The organism is Pantoea dispersa, from assembly GCF_035783935.1.
In the GTDB taxonomy this organism is placed as follows: Bacteria; Pseudomonadota; Gammaproteobacteria; order Enterobacterales; family Enterobacteriaceae; genus Pantoea; species Pantoea dispersa_C.
In genome coordinates this window covers 692,887-708,538 of record NZ_JALKOV010000001.1, presented here as the reverse complement: position 1 = coordinate 708,538, position 15,652 = coordinate 692,887, and the positions used below count along the sequence as shown (strand labels likewise).

The following is a 15,652-nucleotide window of genomic DNA, read 5'->3' as shown; positions in this document are numbered from 1 at the left end:
AATTCAGCATCCGCTGCCCGGTTTGCGCAAATCACTGGCGCGGTTGCGCAAGATGTTTTTATAATGGTCTGCACTTTACGTTAATTCAGCGAGTGCGACATGATTGATGCGAAACTTCCCCTCACCGACCTTCACCGCCACCTCGATGGCAATATCCGCGCCCAGACCATCCTTGATTTAGGTCGCCAGTTCAATCTTGCGCTGCCCGCCGATACGCTGGATACGCTGCGTCCCCACGTACAGGTGACGGCCAACCAGCCGGACCTGGTGAGCTTCCTGCAGAAGCTTGACTGGGGCGTTAAAGTGCTGGGCGATCTCGACGCCTGCCGCCGCATTGCGCTGGAAAACGTCGCTGACGCCGCGCAGGCCGGTATCCATTACGCTGAGCTACGCTTCTCACCGGGCTACATGGCGATGAACCATCACCTGCCGATCGCCGGCGTGGTGGAAGCGGTGATTGATGGTGTGCGCACGGGCGTGCAGCAGTATGGCGTTGATGTGAAGCTGATTGGCATCATGAGCCGCACCTTTGGCGAAGAAGCCTGCCTGCGCGAGCTGGAAGGTCTGCTGGCGCACCGCGACGGCATCACCGCGGTCGATCTGGCCGGTGACGAACTGGGCTTCCCGGGCAGCGAATTCCTCAGCCACTTTAACCGCGCCCGCGATGCCGGCTTCCGCATCACCGTGCATGCCGGTGAAGCCGCCGGTCCGGAGAGCATCTGGCAGGCGATCCGCGAGCTGGGCGCTGAGCGCATCGGTCACGGTGTGAAAGCGATTGAAGACCGCGCGCTGATGGATTTCCTTGCCGAACAGCGCATTGGCGTTGAATCCTGCCTGACGTCGAACATTCAGACCAGCACCGTGGCCTCGCTGGCCAGCCATCCGCTCAAGGCGTTCCTGCAGCACGGCATTCTGGCAACCATCAACACTGACGATCCAGCGGTACAGGGCATTGAGCTGGCGCATGAATATGAGGTGGCTGCACCGCAGGCGGGCCTGAGCGCCGCCGAGATTCGCCAGGCACAAGAGAACGGTATCGCCATCGCCTTTTTATCCGAGGCGGAGAAAGCCGCGTTGCGCCAGCGCGTGGCGGCATGAGCCATAAAAAAGGAGCGCAGATTGCGCTCCTTGTTCAGCGGGTGGGGATGACGCCGCCCGGTTTATTTTAACGACAGGGTCTGGCGTTTCTCCGCCGACTGCAGGCCGAGCTCAATCAGCTCCATTACCTGAATCGCTTCTTCCGCCGTGACCGGATTGGCACCGTTGCCGGCAATAGCATCGCGAATTGCCGCATAATAGGCCGGATAGTTCCCCGGCAGCGTCAGCAGCTCTTTCTCCACCATCACCTCGCCTTCGGCCAGCGTCAGCGTGCCGTTGCGCATATCGTAACCCCAGTCTTCCTGCGGCGGGCGTTCACCGGCTTTCAGACGGTCTTCCTGCGGATCGAGCCCGTACTTGACGTAGCTGCCGCGCGTGCCGTGTACCACGAAACGCGCCGATTCCGCCGCCACCAGCATACTGGCGTGCAGCACCACGCGCCGGGTGGGATAGGTCAGCACCGCGTGGAAGTAATCGGTGGTTTGCGCGCCCGGGCGCAGTTCAGCCATATCCACGTTGATCGCCACCGGCGGTCCGAACAGCTGTAACGCCTGATCCAGCACGTGCGGTCCGAGATCGAACCAGATCCCGCTGCCCGGTCCTTTCATTTCGCGCCAGCGCTGACGCACTTCCGGACGGAAGCGATCGAAATGCGATTCCAGATAGCGTACCTCGCCGAGCGTACCGTCGTTGAGCAGCGTTTTCAGCGTCAGGAAATCGCTGTCCCAGCGGCGGTTATGGAACACCGACAGCAGCAGCCCTTTGGCTTTCGCCAGCTGATCGAGCTCGCGCGCCTGTGACAGTGTCACGGTAAACGGTTTATCGACCACCACATGCTTGCCGGCATTGAGTGCCGCTTTGGCGAGCGGGAAATGGGTGTCGTTCGGGGTAGGAATTACAATCAGGTGCAGCGTCGGGTCATCCAGCAGCGCCTGAGGATCGGCCACCACCTTTACCGACGGCCAGTCAGCGTGCACTTTACTGGCATCGCTGCTGGAGATCGCCGCCAGCTCAACGTCTGGCGTTCCGGCGATCAGCGGCGCATGGAAGGTTTTGCTGGCAAATCCGTAGCCGATCAGGCCGACACGTAGTTTATCGCTCATTCTCATTCCTCTTGTTCGTGACCTGACTGATTTAAGACGAATCAGTCAGTAAGAACAAGGTGGAATCACCTGAAAGCTCAGGAGATCGCACTCCGTGCCGGTTGCCAGCTCTCCTGCGCCACCAGCGCGTCATGCGCATCCTGACTGCGACGGCGAAAATCGCTCGGGCTGACGCCCACCCGCTTGCGGAACACGCGCGAGAAGTAGAGCTGATCGTCATAGCCGACTTCGCGCCCTACCGAGGCAATCGGTTCCTGGGTAGTTTGCAGCAGCAGCTTGGCGCGGATCACCCGCTGGTCTTCACGCCAGCGCAGTAAATTAATGCCCATCTGTTCACGAAACAGGTGCGCCAGGCGCGACGGCGACAGGCAGACATGGCGCGCCACTTCCTCGATTTTCACCTCGCTGGCCAGATGATTGGTGACGTACTGGCAGGCTTCGATGACGCGCGGGTCACGAATTTGCTGATGGCTGCGCGGATCCTCTTCCACCGCGCGCAACAGCAGGCGCTCCAGCAGATTCATCGCCAGCTCTTCGGCAAAGCGACGCCCGGAGTTGTGCGTCTGTTCGATGCTGGCAAACAGGCGGTCAAATTCGGCGCGCAGCGCTTCCGGCAGCCGCAGACGGCCAACGCCCTGGTTCTGGTCCTGCCACTGCAGCCAGTCAGTCCAGTAGGCGCGTGGACGGAAATAGACCCAGCGATGATGCCAGCACGGACTGTCCGGCGCGCGGCCATAGTAGTGCGGCGTTTTCGGCTGGAACAGCAGCAGGTCGCCCGGCTCGCAGTCAAAAGCTGACTCGCCGTCAAAGACGCGTCCCTGTCCCTTAATGGTCAGATTGAGGATGTAACCTTTCATGCCGTGCGGGCGATCGATGAAAAAATCGAGCTGATCGCCGGCGTTGATCGGCGTCAGTCCTGCCACCAGCCAGGCGTTAAACGGATAGCCCGGCAGTAAGGGATTTTGCTGCTCATTCGGCGCTTCGCGGTGGTACATAAGGATCTCCCGGTTCGCGTGATGTCAGGGCGCAGCGTTGCGGCTGCGCCCGCGGGATCAGGCGGTTCTGCTCTTTTGTTTGTAACGGTCAAAAATCACTGCCGCTAACAGTATCAAACCGCGCACGACATACTGTGAGAATGGCGAGATGTTCAATAAATTCATCGCATTCTCGACGGTACCCAGAATCAATACCCCGGCGACCACATAGGAAATCTTGCCGATACCGCCCTTGAGCGACACGCCGCCCAGCACGCAGGCGGAGATGACGATCAGCTCATAGCCGAGCGAGGTCATCGGCTGACCGCTGGTCATGCGCGAGGCGAGGATGATGCCGGCCGCCGCTGACACCAGCCCGGAGAGGATAAAGATGATAATGCGCGTGCGCACCACCGGCACCCCGGCCAGCCGCGCCGCTTCCTCGTTGCCGCCAATCGCCAGCGTATTGCGGCCAAAGGTGGTTTTGTTCAGCAGGAAACCAAAGACGATCATGGTGGCGATGGTCAGCCAGATCGGTGCCGGCACGCCCAGCCAGTTGGCGTAGCCGAGGGTGAAAAAGCGCTCATCTTCAATCCCTACCGCTTTACCGTCGGAGAAGATGTAGGCCAGGCCGCGCACAATCTGCATGGTCGCCAGCGTGGTGATCAGCGCGTTAATCTTCAGGCGCGCAATCACGAAGCCGTTAACAAAGCCGGTGGCCATACCGAGCAGCAGACCCGCGGCGACGCCGATCCACAGGCTTTCGGTCATGTTGATCACCACGGCAGTGACGACGCCAGCGCAGGCAATCACCGACGCCACCGACAGGTCGAAATCGCCGGAGGCGAGGCAGAACAGCATGCCGCACGCCACCATGCCGGACATCGACATCGCCAGGCCCAGCCCTTTCATGTTGATAAAGGTGCCAAAATTAGGCACAAAGATGGCGCAGACGATAAACAGCAGCGCAAACACCACCAGCATGCCGAAGTTGTCCCAGATGCGCCCGAGCTGCAGGCCACTGCGCTGCACCGGTGGCGTATTGGACGTGGTAGATGAAGCCATTTTTACTCTCCTTTACCTCAGGCCACGGCGGCCGCTTGAGTGGTTTTCGGCATGGCCAGGCTCAGCGTCAGCTGCTCCGTGGCGGCGTCGTGGGGCAGTTCACCGGCAATCTCACCTTCGCGCATTACTACGATGCGGTCGGCCAGTCCCATCACTTCGGGCAGATCGCTGGAGGCAAACAGCACCGCGATCCCTTTGTTCGCCAGCTGATAAATCAGGTTATAGATTTCATGTTTGGCGCCGACATCAATGCCGCGCGTCGGTTCGTCGAGCAGGATCACGTTCATCTCCTCCGACAGCCAGCGGCCCAGAATCGCCTTCTGCTGGTTGCCGCCGGACAGGTTCATGATCAGCTGCTGCGCACCCGGCGTTTTGATATTGAGCGAGCGAATATGGTGGTCAGCATTTTTCGCCTCCCAGCCCGGCTTAATCAGGCAGCCTGCGCTCAGGTTATGGCGGCGCGCGCTGATATTGATGTTCTCACGCACCGAGTGCACCGGGATGATGCCTTCAGCTTTGCGATCTTCCGGGCACAGCATGATACCGGCGCGAATGGCATCAATCGGTTCGCGGATATTGAGCTGCTTACCGTCAAGCGTCACCGTGCCGGCGCGCAACCGGGTGGCACCAAACAGCCCTTTCATCAGTTCGCTGCGGCCGGCACCGACCAGTCCAAACAGACCGACAATTTCTCCGGCGCGCACCGTCAGCGATATCGGCATACGCACGCCTTTCGCCTCCACCTGGTCCAGCTGGAGACGCACGGGGCCCAGCTCACGTGGCGCGTAGCCATAGATATCTCCCAGGTTGCGTCCGACCATCGCCTCCACCAGATCGTCATGATGGGTATTGGCCATGTCCGTGAAAGTGCGCACGTAGCGCCCATCCTTAAACACGGTAATGGCATCGCTCAGCGCGAAAATTTCTTCCATGCGATGCGACACGTACAGCACCACCCGGCCCTGCTCGCGCAGCTGGCGGATCACGCGGAACAGGTGCTCAATTTCGCGCGCCGACAGCGAGCTGGTCGGCTCATCGAAGGCGATGATGCGGGCGTTACGCGCCAGCGCTTTGGCGATTTCGACCATCTGCCACTGACCGAGCGACAGGTATTTCAGCGGCATGTCGGGATCGATATCCATGCCAAGATTTTTCAGCTGCAGACCGGCTTCGTAACGCAGCAGCTTGCGGTTAACCAGCCCGCGCTTGTGCGGCAGCTGGCCGAGATAGATGTTCTCTGCCACGCTCATTTCCGGTACCAGATGCAGCTCCTGGTAAATGATCGCCACGCCGGCATCCAGCGCATCGACGGTATTGCTGAAGCTTTTGGCTGCACCTTTGATGCGGATTTCACCGCCGCTGGGCTGATAGCTGCCGCTGAGGATTTTAAGCAGCGTTGATTTGCCCGCGCCGTTCTCCCCCATCAGCGCATGCACCTCCCCGGCGCGGCACTGAAATGAGATATCCTGCAGCGCTTTCACGCCCGGGAAGGTTTTGCTGATGCCATGAAATGACAGAAATGCGGGATCCGTGTTCATGGGAACTCCTCTGAGCCTCCATACTTCGCACCGTAGCGACGTTGGCTGCGCACGTTTATCCCCGGTCACTGACTCCAGTAAGCTCCCGGGGATAAACGTGCCTGCCGCCTTGCTACAGCACGAACTATGCCGGCTGCCTGTTAATTAACATCACATTGAGGACGGCTTAAAACCGCCTTACATCAGCCCTTTCTTCGCCAGTTCGGTTTTGAAGTTGTCGCGGGTGATCAGCACCACGTCGGTCACTTCGGTGAACTTCGCCGGCTCCTGACCTTTGGTCACCCAGTTGTAGAGCATTTCGCTGCTCTTATAGCCGTGCACGTCCGGGCTCGGCAGCAGGGAACCGTAGAAGCCGGTGGCAGCGCCCTTCGACAGTTCGCTTACCGCATCCACGCCGTTGATGCCGATACCGATCACGTCCGGCGCCTTAAAGCCCTGGCCTTCGGTGGCGCGCACGCCGCCCAACACGGTGTTGTCGTTCATACCGACAATCAGCCAGTGTTTCACTTCCGGATGCTGCACCAGCAGCGAGTTACCGGCGTCAAACGCGCCCGGGATATCGTTAGATTTGGTTGGCACCTGATAAATCTGCTTCTCCGGGAAGCCGGCAGCTTTCAGCGCGGCCATCGAGCCACCGGTGCGGCGGCGCGCGGTGTCCAGTTCGTTGGCGGTAATCGCCATCACGGCGGTTTGCTTCACGTCCCAGCCGCGTTTCTGCATCTCTTTGTACAGCTCCTGGCCCTGACGCTCGCCGATTTTGGTCGCCGCCATCATCACCAGCGGCACGGTATCCATCGGCTTACCTTTGGCGGTGACAAACTGATCGTCCACGGCAATCACTTTCAGGTCATAGCTGCGGGCTTTGGCGACGATGGCCGAGCCCAGTTTCGGATCCGGGGTACAGATGACAAAGCCTTTGGCGCCGCTCGCTGCCAGGCTGTCGATAGCGTTCAGGGTTTTTTCACCGTCCGGTACGGCAATTTTGATCACTTCAAAGCCAAGATCTTTGCCGGCTTTATCGGCGAATTTCCACTCGGTCTGGAACCAGGGTTCCTCCGGCTGTTTGACGAGAAAACCGAGTTTCATGGTCTCGGCGATAGCGGATTGTGACATAAGCGCGGCGAGGCCTGCGGCCGCCAGTGCTTTAGTGAATTTATGCATGATGCTCTCCGGCACAATGGTGTTTTTCGCTGTTATCAACGAATCGGTGTAAACGCTACCAATCAGATTTCGCGTTCGGGTACAGCGCAAAATCAGCGCGTTAGCTCAAAGGTTGTACAAAGGCTGTGCAAACGCTGGGCTAGTTGTAGCGGGAAAAGCGCGGAAAAATGTAGAGCGGTATCACATCCCAAAACGATGACAAAATCTTCCATATATTCAGCAAAATTAACCGGAGATTAACTTTTGCTGTCGATCACACAACCTCGCCGATGACAGAAAAGTGCATATTCTCAGCCGCAGATGACTAACCGCCGCCCGCGCCCCATTCCAGGATAGAGCGAGTTAACTCACACAGGAGAATCCCGATGAGCGCGGGTGCCATAACAATTGGGCTGGATTTCGGCAGTGACTCTGTACGGGCGCTGGCGGTGGAGTGCCACAGTGGTAAAGAGCTGGAAAAGGCGGTAGTTAACTATCCGCGCTGGGCCAGAGGGGAATTCTGCGACGCACACGCCAACCGCTTTCGTCATCATCCTCAGGATTATATTGATGCGCTGGAACAGGCGATCGTCAGCGTGGTACAGGCGTTAAGCCCGGCGCAGCGCGCCGCGGTAGTGGGCATTGGCGTGGATTCTACCGGTTCCACGCCCGCGCCAATCGATCGCGACGGCAACGTGCTGGCGCTGCGTCCGGAGTTTGCCAGCAATCCCAACGCCATGTTTGTGCTGTGGAAAGATCACACTGCGATAGAAGAAGCCGAAGAGATCAACCGCCTGTGCCGCAGTGGCCAGTTCACCGACTACACCCGCTACATCGGCGGCGTTTACTCCTCCGAATGGTTCTGGGCCAAAATTTTGCACGTCTCGCGTGCTGATGCCGCAGTACGTGAGGCGGCGGTTTCGTGGGTTGAACTGTGCGACTGGGTGCCCGCGCTGCTGAGCGGCACCACCGCACCGGCTCAGCTGAAGCGTGGACGCTGCGCCGCCGGGCACAAATCACTGTGGCACCCGGAATGGCAGGGTTTACCGCCGGCGGCGTTCTTCAGCGCGCTCGATCCCATGCTGGTGGAACAGCTCGATTCGCCGCTGTTCACCGACACGTATACGGCCGATGTGCCGGTCGGCACGCTGTCGGGCGAATGGGCACAGCGCCTCGGCCTGTCAGAACAGGTGGTGCTGTCCGGTGGTGCCTTTGACTGCCACATGGGCGCGGTTGGCGCAGGCGCACAGCCGTACACGCTGGTGAAAGTGATTGGCACCTCGACCTGCGACATTCTGATCGCCGACAGCGAACAGGTTGGCGATCGTGCGATCAAAGGTATCTGCGGTCAGGTCGACGGCAGCGTGATGCCGGGCGCCATCGGCTGCGAAGCCGGACAATCGGCGTTCGGCGACATCTATGCGTGGTTCAGTCGCCTGCTCGGCTGGCCGTTACAACAGGCGGCGCAGCGCCATCCGGAGCTGCAACCGCAGCTGGCCGCGCTGCAGCAGGATCTGATCCGCCAGCTGACCGAGGCTTGGGCGGCTAACCCGCAGCTCGATCACCTGCCGGTGGTGCTGGACTGGTTCAACGGTCGCCGCACGCCGGACGCCAATCAGCGCCTGAAAGGCGTGATTACTGACCTCAACCTCGGCACCGATGCGCCGGCGCTGTTCGGTGGGCTGATTGCCGCCACCGCCTTTGGCGCACGCGCGATCATGGAGTGCTTCGAGCAGCAGCAGATTCCGGTGCAGAGCATCCTGACGCTCGGCGGCATCGCACGCAAATCCCCCGCCATCATGCAGGCCTGCTGCGATGTGATGAACCGGCCGCTGGACATCGTTGCCTCCGATGAGTGCTGCGCGCTGGGCGCGGCGATTTTTGCCGCCGTCGCCGCTGGCGTGCACGCCGATGTGCCGGCGGCGCAGCAGGTGATGGCCAGCCCGATAGCCGTCACGCTGCAGCCGGACAGCGCGCGCGTAGCGACTTATCAGCAGCTTTATCAACGTTATCAACACTGGTGCCAGGCGGCTGAACCGCAGTACGCCGCGCGCGCCACATCCGCTAAGTAAAGGAGCGATGAATGGAACAGAAAGTTTGGTTTGTGATTGGTACACAGCATCTCTACGGAGCGGAAACGTTGCGCCAGGTCGAGCAGCATGCGCGCCAGGTGATGGACGGCCTGAATCAGGCCGGTACGCTGCCGGTGCCGCTTGAGCTGAAGCCGCTGGTGAAATCGCCGGATGAAGCGCTGGCGCTGTGCCGCGAGGCCAATCACGACAGCCAGTGCGTCGGTATCATTACCTGGCTGCACACCTTTTCGCCGGCAAAAATGTGGATCGGCGGACTGAGTATTTTGCACAAGCCGCTGTTGCAGTTTCACACCCAGTTCAATGCGGAGATCCCGTGGGACAGCATGGACATGGACTTTATGAACCTGAACCAGACCGCGCACGGTGGCCGCGAGTTCGGCTTCATTGGCGCGCGCATGGGACTGCAGCACAGCGTGGTGACCGGTCACTGGCAGGATAAAACCAGCCAGCAGCGCATTGCACGCTGGATCAATGCCGCCCTGGCGAAGCAGGCCAGTCAGCAGCTGAAGGTGGCGCGCTTTGGTGACAACATGCGCGAAGTGGCGGTTACCGAAGGCGATAAAGTGGCGGCACAGATCCAGTTTGGCTATGCGGTTAACGGCTGGGGCGTCGGCGATCTGGTTGAGGTGGTGAACAGCGTCAGCGACGGCGATGTCAACGCGCTGGTCGACGAGTACGAAAGCCAGTATCTGTTCAGCGCGGCGGCGTCTGTAAACGGTGATAAGCGCCAGAACGTGCTGGATGCGGCGCGCATCGAACTCGGCCTGAAGCGCTTCCTCGATAGCGAAGGCTGCAAAGCCTTCACCACCAATTTCCAGACGCTGCACGGCATGACCCAGCTGCCCGGTCTGGCGGTACAGCGCCTGATGGGCCAGGGCTACGGTTTCGCCGGTGAAGGCGACTGGAAAACCGCCGCGCTGCTGCACATCCTGAAAGTGCAGGCCGGCAAGCGCGCCGGCGGCACGTCGTTTATGGAGGATTACACCTACCACTTCGCGCCGGGCAACGATTTGGTGCTGGGCTCGCACATGCTGGAAGTGTGCCCCTCCATTGCGAAAGAAGAGAAGCCGCTGATCGATGTGCAGTTCCTCGGCATTGGTGGCAAAGCCGATCCGGCACGTCTGATTTTCTCGACGCCGGCGGGCCGCGCGGTGAACGCCAGCGTGATCGACATGGGCGATCGCTTCCGTCTGCTGGTCAACGTGGTCGATACCATTGAACAGCCGCAGGCGCTGCCGAAGCTGCCGGTGGCCCGTGCGCTGTGGCGTGCGCAGCCGTCGCTGGCTACCGCTTCCGAAGCCTGGATTCTGGCGGGCGGCGCGCACCATACGGTGTTCAGCCAGGCGCTGGATGTGGAAGATATGTACCTGTACGGCGAGTTGCACGGCATTGAAGTGCTGGTAATTGATGACGAGACGCGCCTGCCGGCCTTCAAAGATGCGCTGCGCTGGAACGACGCGTATTACCGCCTGCAACGTTAATAGCCTGAGATATTGACGCAAGCCGCGAGTGTATCGCGGCTTTTTTTTGGCTTGAAACGTGCGGTCCAGTCAACTAAGGCAGGCGTTACGTAAAGCCGGCGTGAATACCTCACTGCGGCGTACGCTTTACGCCACTGCCCGCCTTTATTTCCTGCATATCCGTGTGCTGTGAGTGGTCAGGTTTAAACGCCGTGCAGCGCATAAATGACAGCGATGATCAACTTGACTGTCCCATAAAGGCCAGCCCGAATAGCAAAGCGTCCGCGCCAGGGATGGCGCGGCCGATCGGCATGGATGCGGGGTTTCTTTGCGATTGGGCTGGCCTTTGTGGGGCCGGGCACCCAATTAACCGCAACCCCACCCAACATCCACGAATCAGGGCATAAAAAAAGGTGCGCCAGTTTGCGCACCTCTTAACACACACATGCGATCACGACTAAGACGTTAAACGCTTAACCGGCGCGTTCTGCTGACGGTCCCACATCACCGTCAGCAGACGCTGCAGCGCAATAAAGGCAAACAGCAGGATACCGATGGCAATTTTGGTCCACCACGAACTCAGCGTGCCATCGAAGTTAATCCATGTCTGAATCAACCCCTGAATCAGCACCCCGAACAGCGTGCCCAGCACCGTGCCAACGCCACCCGACAGCAGCGTGCCGCCAATCACCACTGAAGCGATGGCATCCAGTTCGACGCCGAGGCCGGCCAGCGCGTAGCCGGCCGAGGTGTATATAGAAAAGACGATGCCTGCCAGCGTCGCCAGCGTGGTCGACAGCATGTAAATTTTAATCGTCGTGGCGCGCGTCGACACGCCCATCAGTTGGGCCGACGTCAGACTGCCGCCGATGGCGTACACCTGGTTACCGAAGCGCGTGCGGTGCGCCAGCAGAATGCCCCCCGCCACCACCACCAGCATGATCACCGCCAGCAGGCTAAGACGCCCGCCGCCGGGAATTTTCCACGCCAGGCTCGACAGCGTGGTATACAGCGGATGATCGATAGGAATCGAGTTTTCCGACACCAGATAGCTGCAGCCGCGCAGGAAGAACATCCCGGCGAGGGTGATAATAAAGGCCGGGATTTTCAACGCATCAATCAGCCAGCCCATCATGGCGCCGAACAGCGCGCCTGCCGCCAGAATCAGCGCAAAGGCCAGCAGCGGATCGACATGATAATCGCCGATGATGCGCGCCAGAAACACGCCGGTGAAGGCAATCACCGCGCCCACCGACAAATCGATGCCGCCGGACAGGATCACAAAGGTCATGCCGACAGCGATGATGCCAAGAAACGCATTGTCAGTGAGGATGTTGCAAATCACCCGCGTTGAGGCAAAACCGGGAAACTGGCTGAGGCAAAACAGGTAGCCGGCGACAAATACCAGCAGGGTAATCATTAACGGCAAATGACGCTTGATCATGGTTTACGTCTCCCCTTCAGCATGGCGATAAAGCGCGGCGACTGCAGCAGCAATACGCACATCACCACCACCGCTTTCACCACCTGGTTCAGCTCCGGCGGAAAGCCCGACAGCAGGATGCCGGTGTTCATGGACTGGATAATCAGCGCGCCAATCAGCGACAGCACCAGGTTAAAGCGTCCACCCATCAGCGAGGCACCGCCAATCACCACCGCCAGAATCGCGTCCAGCTCCAGCCATAAGCCGGCATTGTTAGCATCGGCACCGCGAATATCGGCGGCGACAATCAGCCCGGCCACCGCCGCACATACGCCGCTGATGGCGTAGGTCGACATCACCACCAGCCAGCCGGTCACCCCGGCATTGCGCGCTGCGCGCAGGTTGATGCCTACCGCTTCGATGAACAGGCCAAGCGCGGTTTTGCGCGTCAGCAGCCACACCGCTACCGCCACCAGCAGGGTGATCCATACCGGCACCGGCAGCAGCCACAGCGAACCGCTGCCAAACCACGCGAGGCTATCACTGTTAAAGGTGACGATCTGCCCCTGAGTAATCAGCTGCGCAATACCGCGTCCGGCCACCATCAGAATCAGCGTGGCGACGAACGGCTGGATCTTCAGCAGCGCCACCAGCACGCCGTTCCACAGGCCGCATAGCAGCCCGGTGCCGAGCGTGGCCAGGATGATGAACCCCAGGCTGTGCCCCGCCACCGTCAGCGTCGCCGCCGTCGCGCCGGCAATCGCCATCACCGCGCCTACCGACAGATCGATACCGCCGGTGGCGATCACCAGCGTCATACCAATCGCCAGCAGCGCGACCGGCGCGGCGCGGTTGAGAATATCAATCGGGCTGCCGAACAGCCGGCCATCCTGAATGTGAATAGCAAAAAAGTTATTCGCCACCAGGCTGTCGATCAGCAGCACCAGAATCAGCGCGACGATCTGCGGCATGCCCGGCGGCAGCTTCGGCTTCCGCCGTTCCGGTTTTTCGTGTGTCAGAGGCGATTCAAGCATGTTGTGCTCCTCCGTCCGCGATGGCGTTGACGATCGACGCCACCGACAGTTGCTCCAGCGGAATTTCGGCGACCTGCTTCAGATCGCGCATGATCAGTACGCGATCGGCATAGCCCACCAGCTCTTCCAGTTCAGAGGAGATGACCAGCAGCGCCAGTCCGTCGGCGCACAGGGATTCAATCAGCCGAATGATCTCGGCGTGGGCACCGACGTCGATGCCGCGCGTCGGTTCATCCAGGATCAGAAACTGCGGTTTGGTGACCAGCCAGCGCGACAGCAGCACCTTCTGCTGGTTGCCGCCCGACAGCAGCTCCACCGGCTGGTCGGCGTGCGGCGTGCGAATACCCAGGCTTTTGATAAAACGCTCGGCAATCGCCTGCTGCTCACGGCGCTTGATCGGCCGCAGCCAGCCACGCTGCGCCTGTAGCGCCAGAATGATGTTCTCGCGCACCGAGGCGGCACCGATGATGCCGTCGGTTTTACGATCTTCCGGGCAGAAGCCCATGCCAAGCCGCGACGCTTTGGCGGGCGTGCGAATGTGCTGCACTTTGCCTTTGATGGTGGCAGTACCGCGATCGGCACGGCGGATGCCAAACAGCACTTCGGCGGTTTCGGTGCGCCCGGAGCCGAGCAGTCCGGCAAGGCCCACCACTTCACCGGGCCGCACCTGCAGGTTAAACGGTTCGATAGTGCCCTTTTTGCCGTAATCTTCAAACGACACCACCGGCTGATTGCTGCGCAACGTGCTGCCCTGACGCTGCAGCGCGGTCTCCAGCAGTTCGCGTCCCAGCATCAGCTTGATCAGCTCAATCTGCGGCAGCGAGGCGGTGTCGCGCGTGGCGATAAACTGGCCGTTGCGCAGCACGGTAATGCGATCGGTGATGCGGTACACCTGGTCGAGAAAATGGGTGACAAAAATCAGGCTCATGCCTTTGGCTTTCAGCTGCGCCATCAGGGTAAACAGCATCTCTACTTCGCTGGCGTCGAGACTGGCGGTCGGTTCATCCAGAATCAGCACCTGCGCGGAGAGATCGACCGCGCGGCAGATCGCAATGATCTGCTGCATCGCCACCGAGTAGTGGCCGAGCGGCCGCGTGACGTCGAGTGCAAAACCGTAGTTGCGCATCAGCGCATCGGCGTCACGCACCATGCGCTTACGATCGATCATGCCGAAGCGGCGCGGCTCACGGCCAATGTAGAGGTTATCCGCCACCGACATATTCGGCAGCAGATTCACTTCCTGATAAACGGTACCAATGCCCATCTGCTGCGCATCGGCGGTGCTGTGCGGCGCAATCACCGCGCCGTTGAGCGTAATGGTGCCGGCATCCCGCGTGTAGACGCCGGTCAGCACTTTAATCAGGGTCGATTTCCCCGCGCCGTTCTCACCCAGCAGCGCCATAATTTCGCCCTTGCGGATGCTGAACGACACGTTATCCAGCGCTTTGACGCCGGGAAAGCCTTTGCTGATGCCGTTGAGGCTCAGCAGGGGTGTTTCATCGTAGCTGCTCATCCGATTCTGCCTCGCTTACGTCATAAAAACCGCCCCGAAGGGCGGTTGCGGGGATCAGTAACCCATACCTTTTTTCTTATCCAGCTCCGCCTGGGCGTCAGCCGGTAAGAACAGTTTCGATTCGGTTTTGATGATTTTCGGTGGCAGCGTGCCGTCTTTTTTGAATTTCTCCAGCGCGTCAAACGCCGGGCCGGCCATGTCTGGCGTCAGCTCAACGTTGGCGTTGGCTTCACCGGCCAGCATCGCTTTGTAGATATCCGGTACACCATCAATCGAGCCGGTAAGAATATCTTTGCCCGGTTTCAGGCCGGCTTCTTTGATCGCCTGGATGGCACCGATGGCCATGTCATCGTTGTGTGCATACACCATGCAGATGTTTTTGCCGTTGTTCTCCGCTTTGATGAAGCTCTCCATCACCTCTTTACCCTTACTGCGGGTAAAGTCACCGGACTGCGAGCGAATCACTTTGATGTTGTTGTGACCGGCGATGGCTTCGGCAAAGCCTTTCTTACGATCGATCGCCACGCTGGCCCCCACGGTGCCCTGCAGTTCGACCACGTTACACTGCTTGTCACCGACGGTTTTCACCAGCCAGTCACCAATCAGCTTCCCTTCCAGCACGTTGTCGGCCGTCACCACCGCCATGTACAGCGATTTATCTTTCACCACGATGGCGCGGTCCAGCAGGAACACCGGGATTTTGGCGTCTTTGGCTTCTTCCAGCACCGGTTCCCAACCGGTTTGCACCACTGGCGCGATGAAGATGGCGTCAACGCCCTGGGCGATGAACGAACGCACCGCTTTAATCTGGTTCTCCTGCTTCTGCTGGCCATCGGCGATTTTCAGCGTGATGCCGCGCTTTTGCGCTTCGCTTTTCGCCACGTTGGTTTCTGCCGAACGCCAGCCGGATTCGGAACCGACCTGCGAGAAGCCCACCGTCATGTCGGCAGCCAGGACCGATGTGCTGAGTGCGGCGCTGACCATGGTGGTCAAGAGTAAACGTTTCCACATAATTTTCATTCCTCTGAAGGGAGTGTGCTGTAGGGGTACAAACGCGCTTCAAGCCTGGCGCAATTGCGTCAAAACAAGCGCGACACACCTCACAAAACAGAATGAATTAAAGGGGTTACGCGTATCAGCCTGTCTGACAGCTGGCGCAGCTTATGGACAAAACGCCTGAACTTTATGTCAGCGGAGGTTAAATAACTGTA

The 15,652-nt window shown here is 59.8% G+C and carries 12 protein-coding genes; 3 read left to right on the top strand and 9 right to left on the bottom strand.

Features of this window, described 5'->3' with window-relative positions:
- The first annotated feature begins 99 nt into the window (after window positions 1-99).
- Entirely contained in the window at window positions 100-1,098 is a 999-nt protein-coding gene (gene add / locus MXF20_RS03525) for an adenosine deaminase (protein ID WP_325967681.1), read from the top strand.
- Between the two features lie 62 nt (window positions 1,099-1,160).
- Here the strand turns inward: add and MXF20_RS03520 are convergent, their stop codons facing one another.
- The 5 genes from MXF20_RS03520 to MXF20_RS03500 form a co-directional block, all read right to left on the bottom strand.
- Window positions 1,161-2,201, bottom strand: coding sequence for an oxidoreductase (locus tag MXF20_RS03520; protein WP_059011078.1), 1,041 nt, complete (start codon window positions 2,199-2,201; stop codon window positions 1,161-1,163).
- A gap of 77 nt (window positions 2,202-2,278) precedes the next feature.
- Entirely contained in the window at window positions 2,279-3,196 is a 918-nt protein-coding gene (araC, locus tag MXF20_RS03515) for an arabinose operon transcriptional regulator AraC (protein ID WP_325967680.1), read from the bottom strand.
- Window positions 3,197-3,253: 57 nt separating this feature from the next.
- Window positions 3,254-4,240 (bottom strand): L-arabinose ABC transporter permease AraH, encoded by a 987-nt coding sequence (gene araH / locus MXF20_RS03510; protein WP_021506177.1) that lies wholly within the window; start codon window positions 4,238-4,240, stop codon window positions 3,254-3,256.
- A gap of 17 nt (window positions 4,241-4,257) precedes the next feature.
- Window positions 4,258-5,778: an L-arabinose ABC transporter ATP-binding protein AraG gene (araG, locus tag MXF20_RS03505; protein ID WP_325967679.1), complete on the bottom strand. Its 1,521-nt coding sequence runs from the start codon at window positions 5,776-5,778 to the stop codon at window positions 4,258-4,260.
- A gap of 177 nt (window positions 5,779-5,955) precedes the next feature.
- Complete coding sequence (locus MXF20_RS03500) at window positions 5,956-6,939, bottom strand: arabinose ABC transporter substrate-binding protein (protein ID WP_325967678.1); 984 nt, start codon at window positions 6,937-6,939, stop codon at window positions 5,956-5,958.
- 365 nt (window positions 6,940-7,304) lie between these two features.
- Here MXF20_RS03500 and MXF20_RS03495 point away from each other — a divergent pair, with 365 nt between their 5' ends.
- Both MXF20_RS03495 and araA read left to right on the top strand, forming a co-directional pair.
- Window positions 7,305-8,990, top strand: coding sequence for a ribulokinase (locus MXF20_RS03495; protein WP_325967677.1), 1,686 nt, complete (start codon window positions 7,305-7,307; stop codon window positions 8,988-8,990).
- An 11-nt stretch (window positions 8,991-9,001) separates the two neighbouring features.
- Window positions 9,002-10,492, top strand: a complete 1,491-nt coding sequence (araA, locus tag MXF20_RS03490) for an L-arabinose isomerase (protein WP_325967676.1) — start codon at window positions 9,002-9,004, stop codon at window positions 10,490-10,492.
- A gap of 436 nt (window positions 10,493-10,928) precedes the next feature.
- Here the strand turns inward: araA and yjfF are convergent, their stop codons facing one another.
- Genes yjfF through ytfQ form a run of 4 tightly spaced genes read right to left on the bottom strand, consistent with a single transcriptional unit; the run spans window position 10,929 to window position 15,452 of the window.
- The gene (gene yjfF, locus MXF20_RS03485; protein WP_275025017.1) at window positions 10,929-11,915 is read right to left on the bottom strand and encodes a galactofuranose ABC transporter, permease protein YjfF; all 987 of its coding nucleotides are present in this window, start codon (window positions 11,913-11,915) and stop codon (window positions 10,929-10,931) included.
- Window positions 11,912-12,928: a galactofuranose ABC transporter, ATP-binding protein YtfT gene (ytfT, locus tag MXF20_RS03480; protein ID WP_325967675.1), complete on the bottom strand. Its 1,017-nt coding sequence runs from the start codon at window positions 12,926-12,928 to the stop codon at window positions 11,912-11,914. The genes yjfF and ytfT overlap by 4 nt, the downstream gene beginning before the upstream one ends.
- The gene (locus MXF20_RS03475; RefSeq protein WP_264239678.1) at window positions 12,921-14,441 is read right to left on the bottom strand and encodes a sugar ABC transporter ATP-binding protein; all 1,521 of its coding nucleotides are present in this window, start codon (window positions 14,439-14,441) and stop codon (window positions 12,921-12,923) included. The genes ytfT and MXF20_RS03475 overlap by 8 nt, the downstream gene beginning before the upstream one ends.
- A 54-nt stretch (window positions 14,442-14,495) precedes the next feature.
- A complete protein-coding gene (ytfQ, locus tag MXF20_RS03470; RefSeq protein ID WP_021506185.1) occupies window positions 14,496-15,452 on the bottom strand; it encodes a galactofuranose ABC transporter, galactofuranose-binding protein YtfQ in 957 nt (318 codons plus the stop codon).
- Window positions 15,453-15,652: the final 200 nt, after the last annotated feature.

What these genes read in the sequence shown, in the direction of transcription:
- add (WP_325967681.1), top strand. Translation starts at nt 100, where the DNA reads ATGATTGATGCGAAACTTCCCCTCACCGACCTTCACCGCCACCTCGAT.
- MXF20_RS03520 (WP_059011078.1), bottom strand. Translation starts at nt 2,201, where the DNA reads ATGAGCGATAAACTACGTGTCGGCCTGATCGGCTACGGATTTGCCAGC.
- araC (WP_325967680.1), bottom strand. Translation starts at nt 3,196, where the DNA reads ATGTACCACCGCGAAGCGCCGAATGAGCAGCAAAATCCCTTACTGCCG.
- araH (WP_021506177.1), bottom strand. Translation starts at nt 4,240, where the DNA reads ATGGCTTCATCTACCACGTCCAATACGCCACCGGTGCAGCGCAGTGGC.
- araG (WP_325967679.1), bottom strand. Translation starts at nt 5,778, where the DNA reads ATGAACACGGATCCCGCATTTCTGTCATTTCATGGCATCAGCAAAACC.
- MXF20_RS03500 (WP_325967678.1), bottom strand. Translation starts at nt 6,939, where the DNA reads ATGCATAAATTCACTAAAGCACTGGCGGCCGCAGGCCTCGCCGCGCTT.
- MXF20_RS03495 (WP_325967677.1), top strand. Translation starts at nt 7,305, where the DNA reads ATGAGCGCGGGTGCCATAACAATTGGGCTGGATTTCGGCAGTGACTCT.
- araA (WP_325967676.1), top strand. Translation starts at nt 9,002, where the DNA reads ATGGAACAGAAAGTTTGGTTTGTGATTGGTACACAGCATCTCTACGGA.
- yjfF (WP_275025017.1), bottom strand. Translation starts at nt 11,915, where the DNA reads ATGATCAAGCGTCATTTGCCGTTAATGATTACCCTGCTGGTATTTGTC.
- ytfT (WP_325967675.1), bottom strand. Translation starts at nt 12,928, where the DNA reads ATGCTTGAATCGCCTCTGACACACGAAAAACCGGAACGGCGGAAGCCG.
- MXF20_RS03475 (WP_264239678.1), bottom strand. Translation starts at nt 14,441, where the DNA reads ATGAGCAGCTACGATGAAACACCCCTGCTGAGCCTCAACGGCATCAGC.
- ytfQ (WP_021506185.1), bottom strand. Translation starts at nt 15,452, where the DNA reads ATGTGGAAACGTTTACTCTTGACCACCATGGTCAGCGCCGCACTCAGC.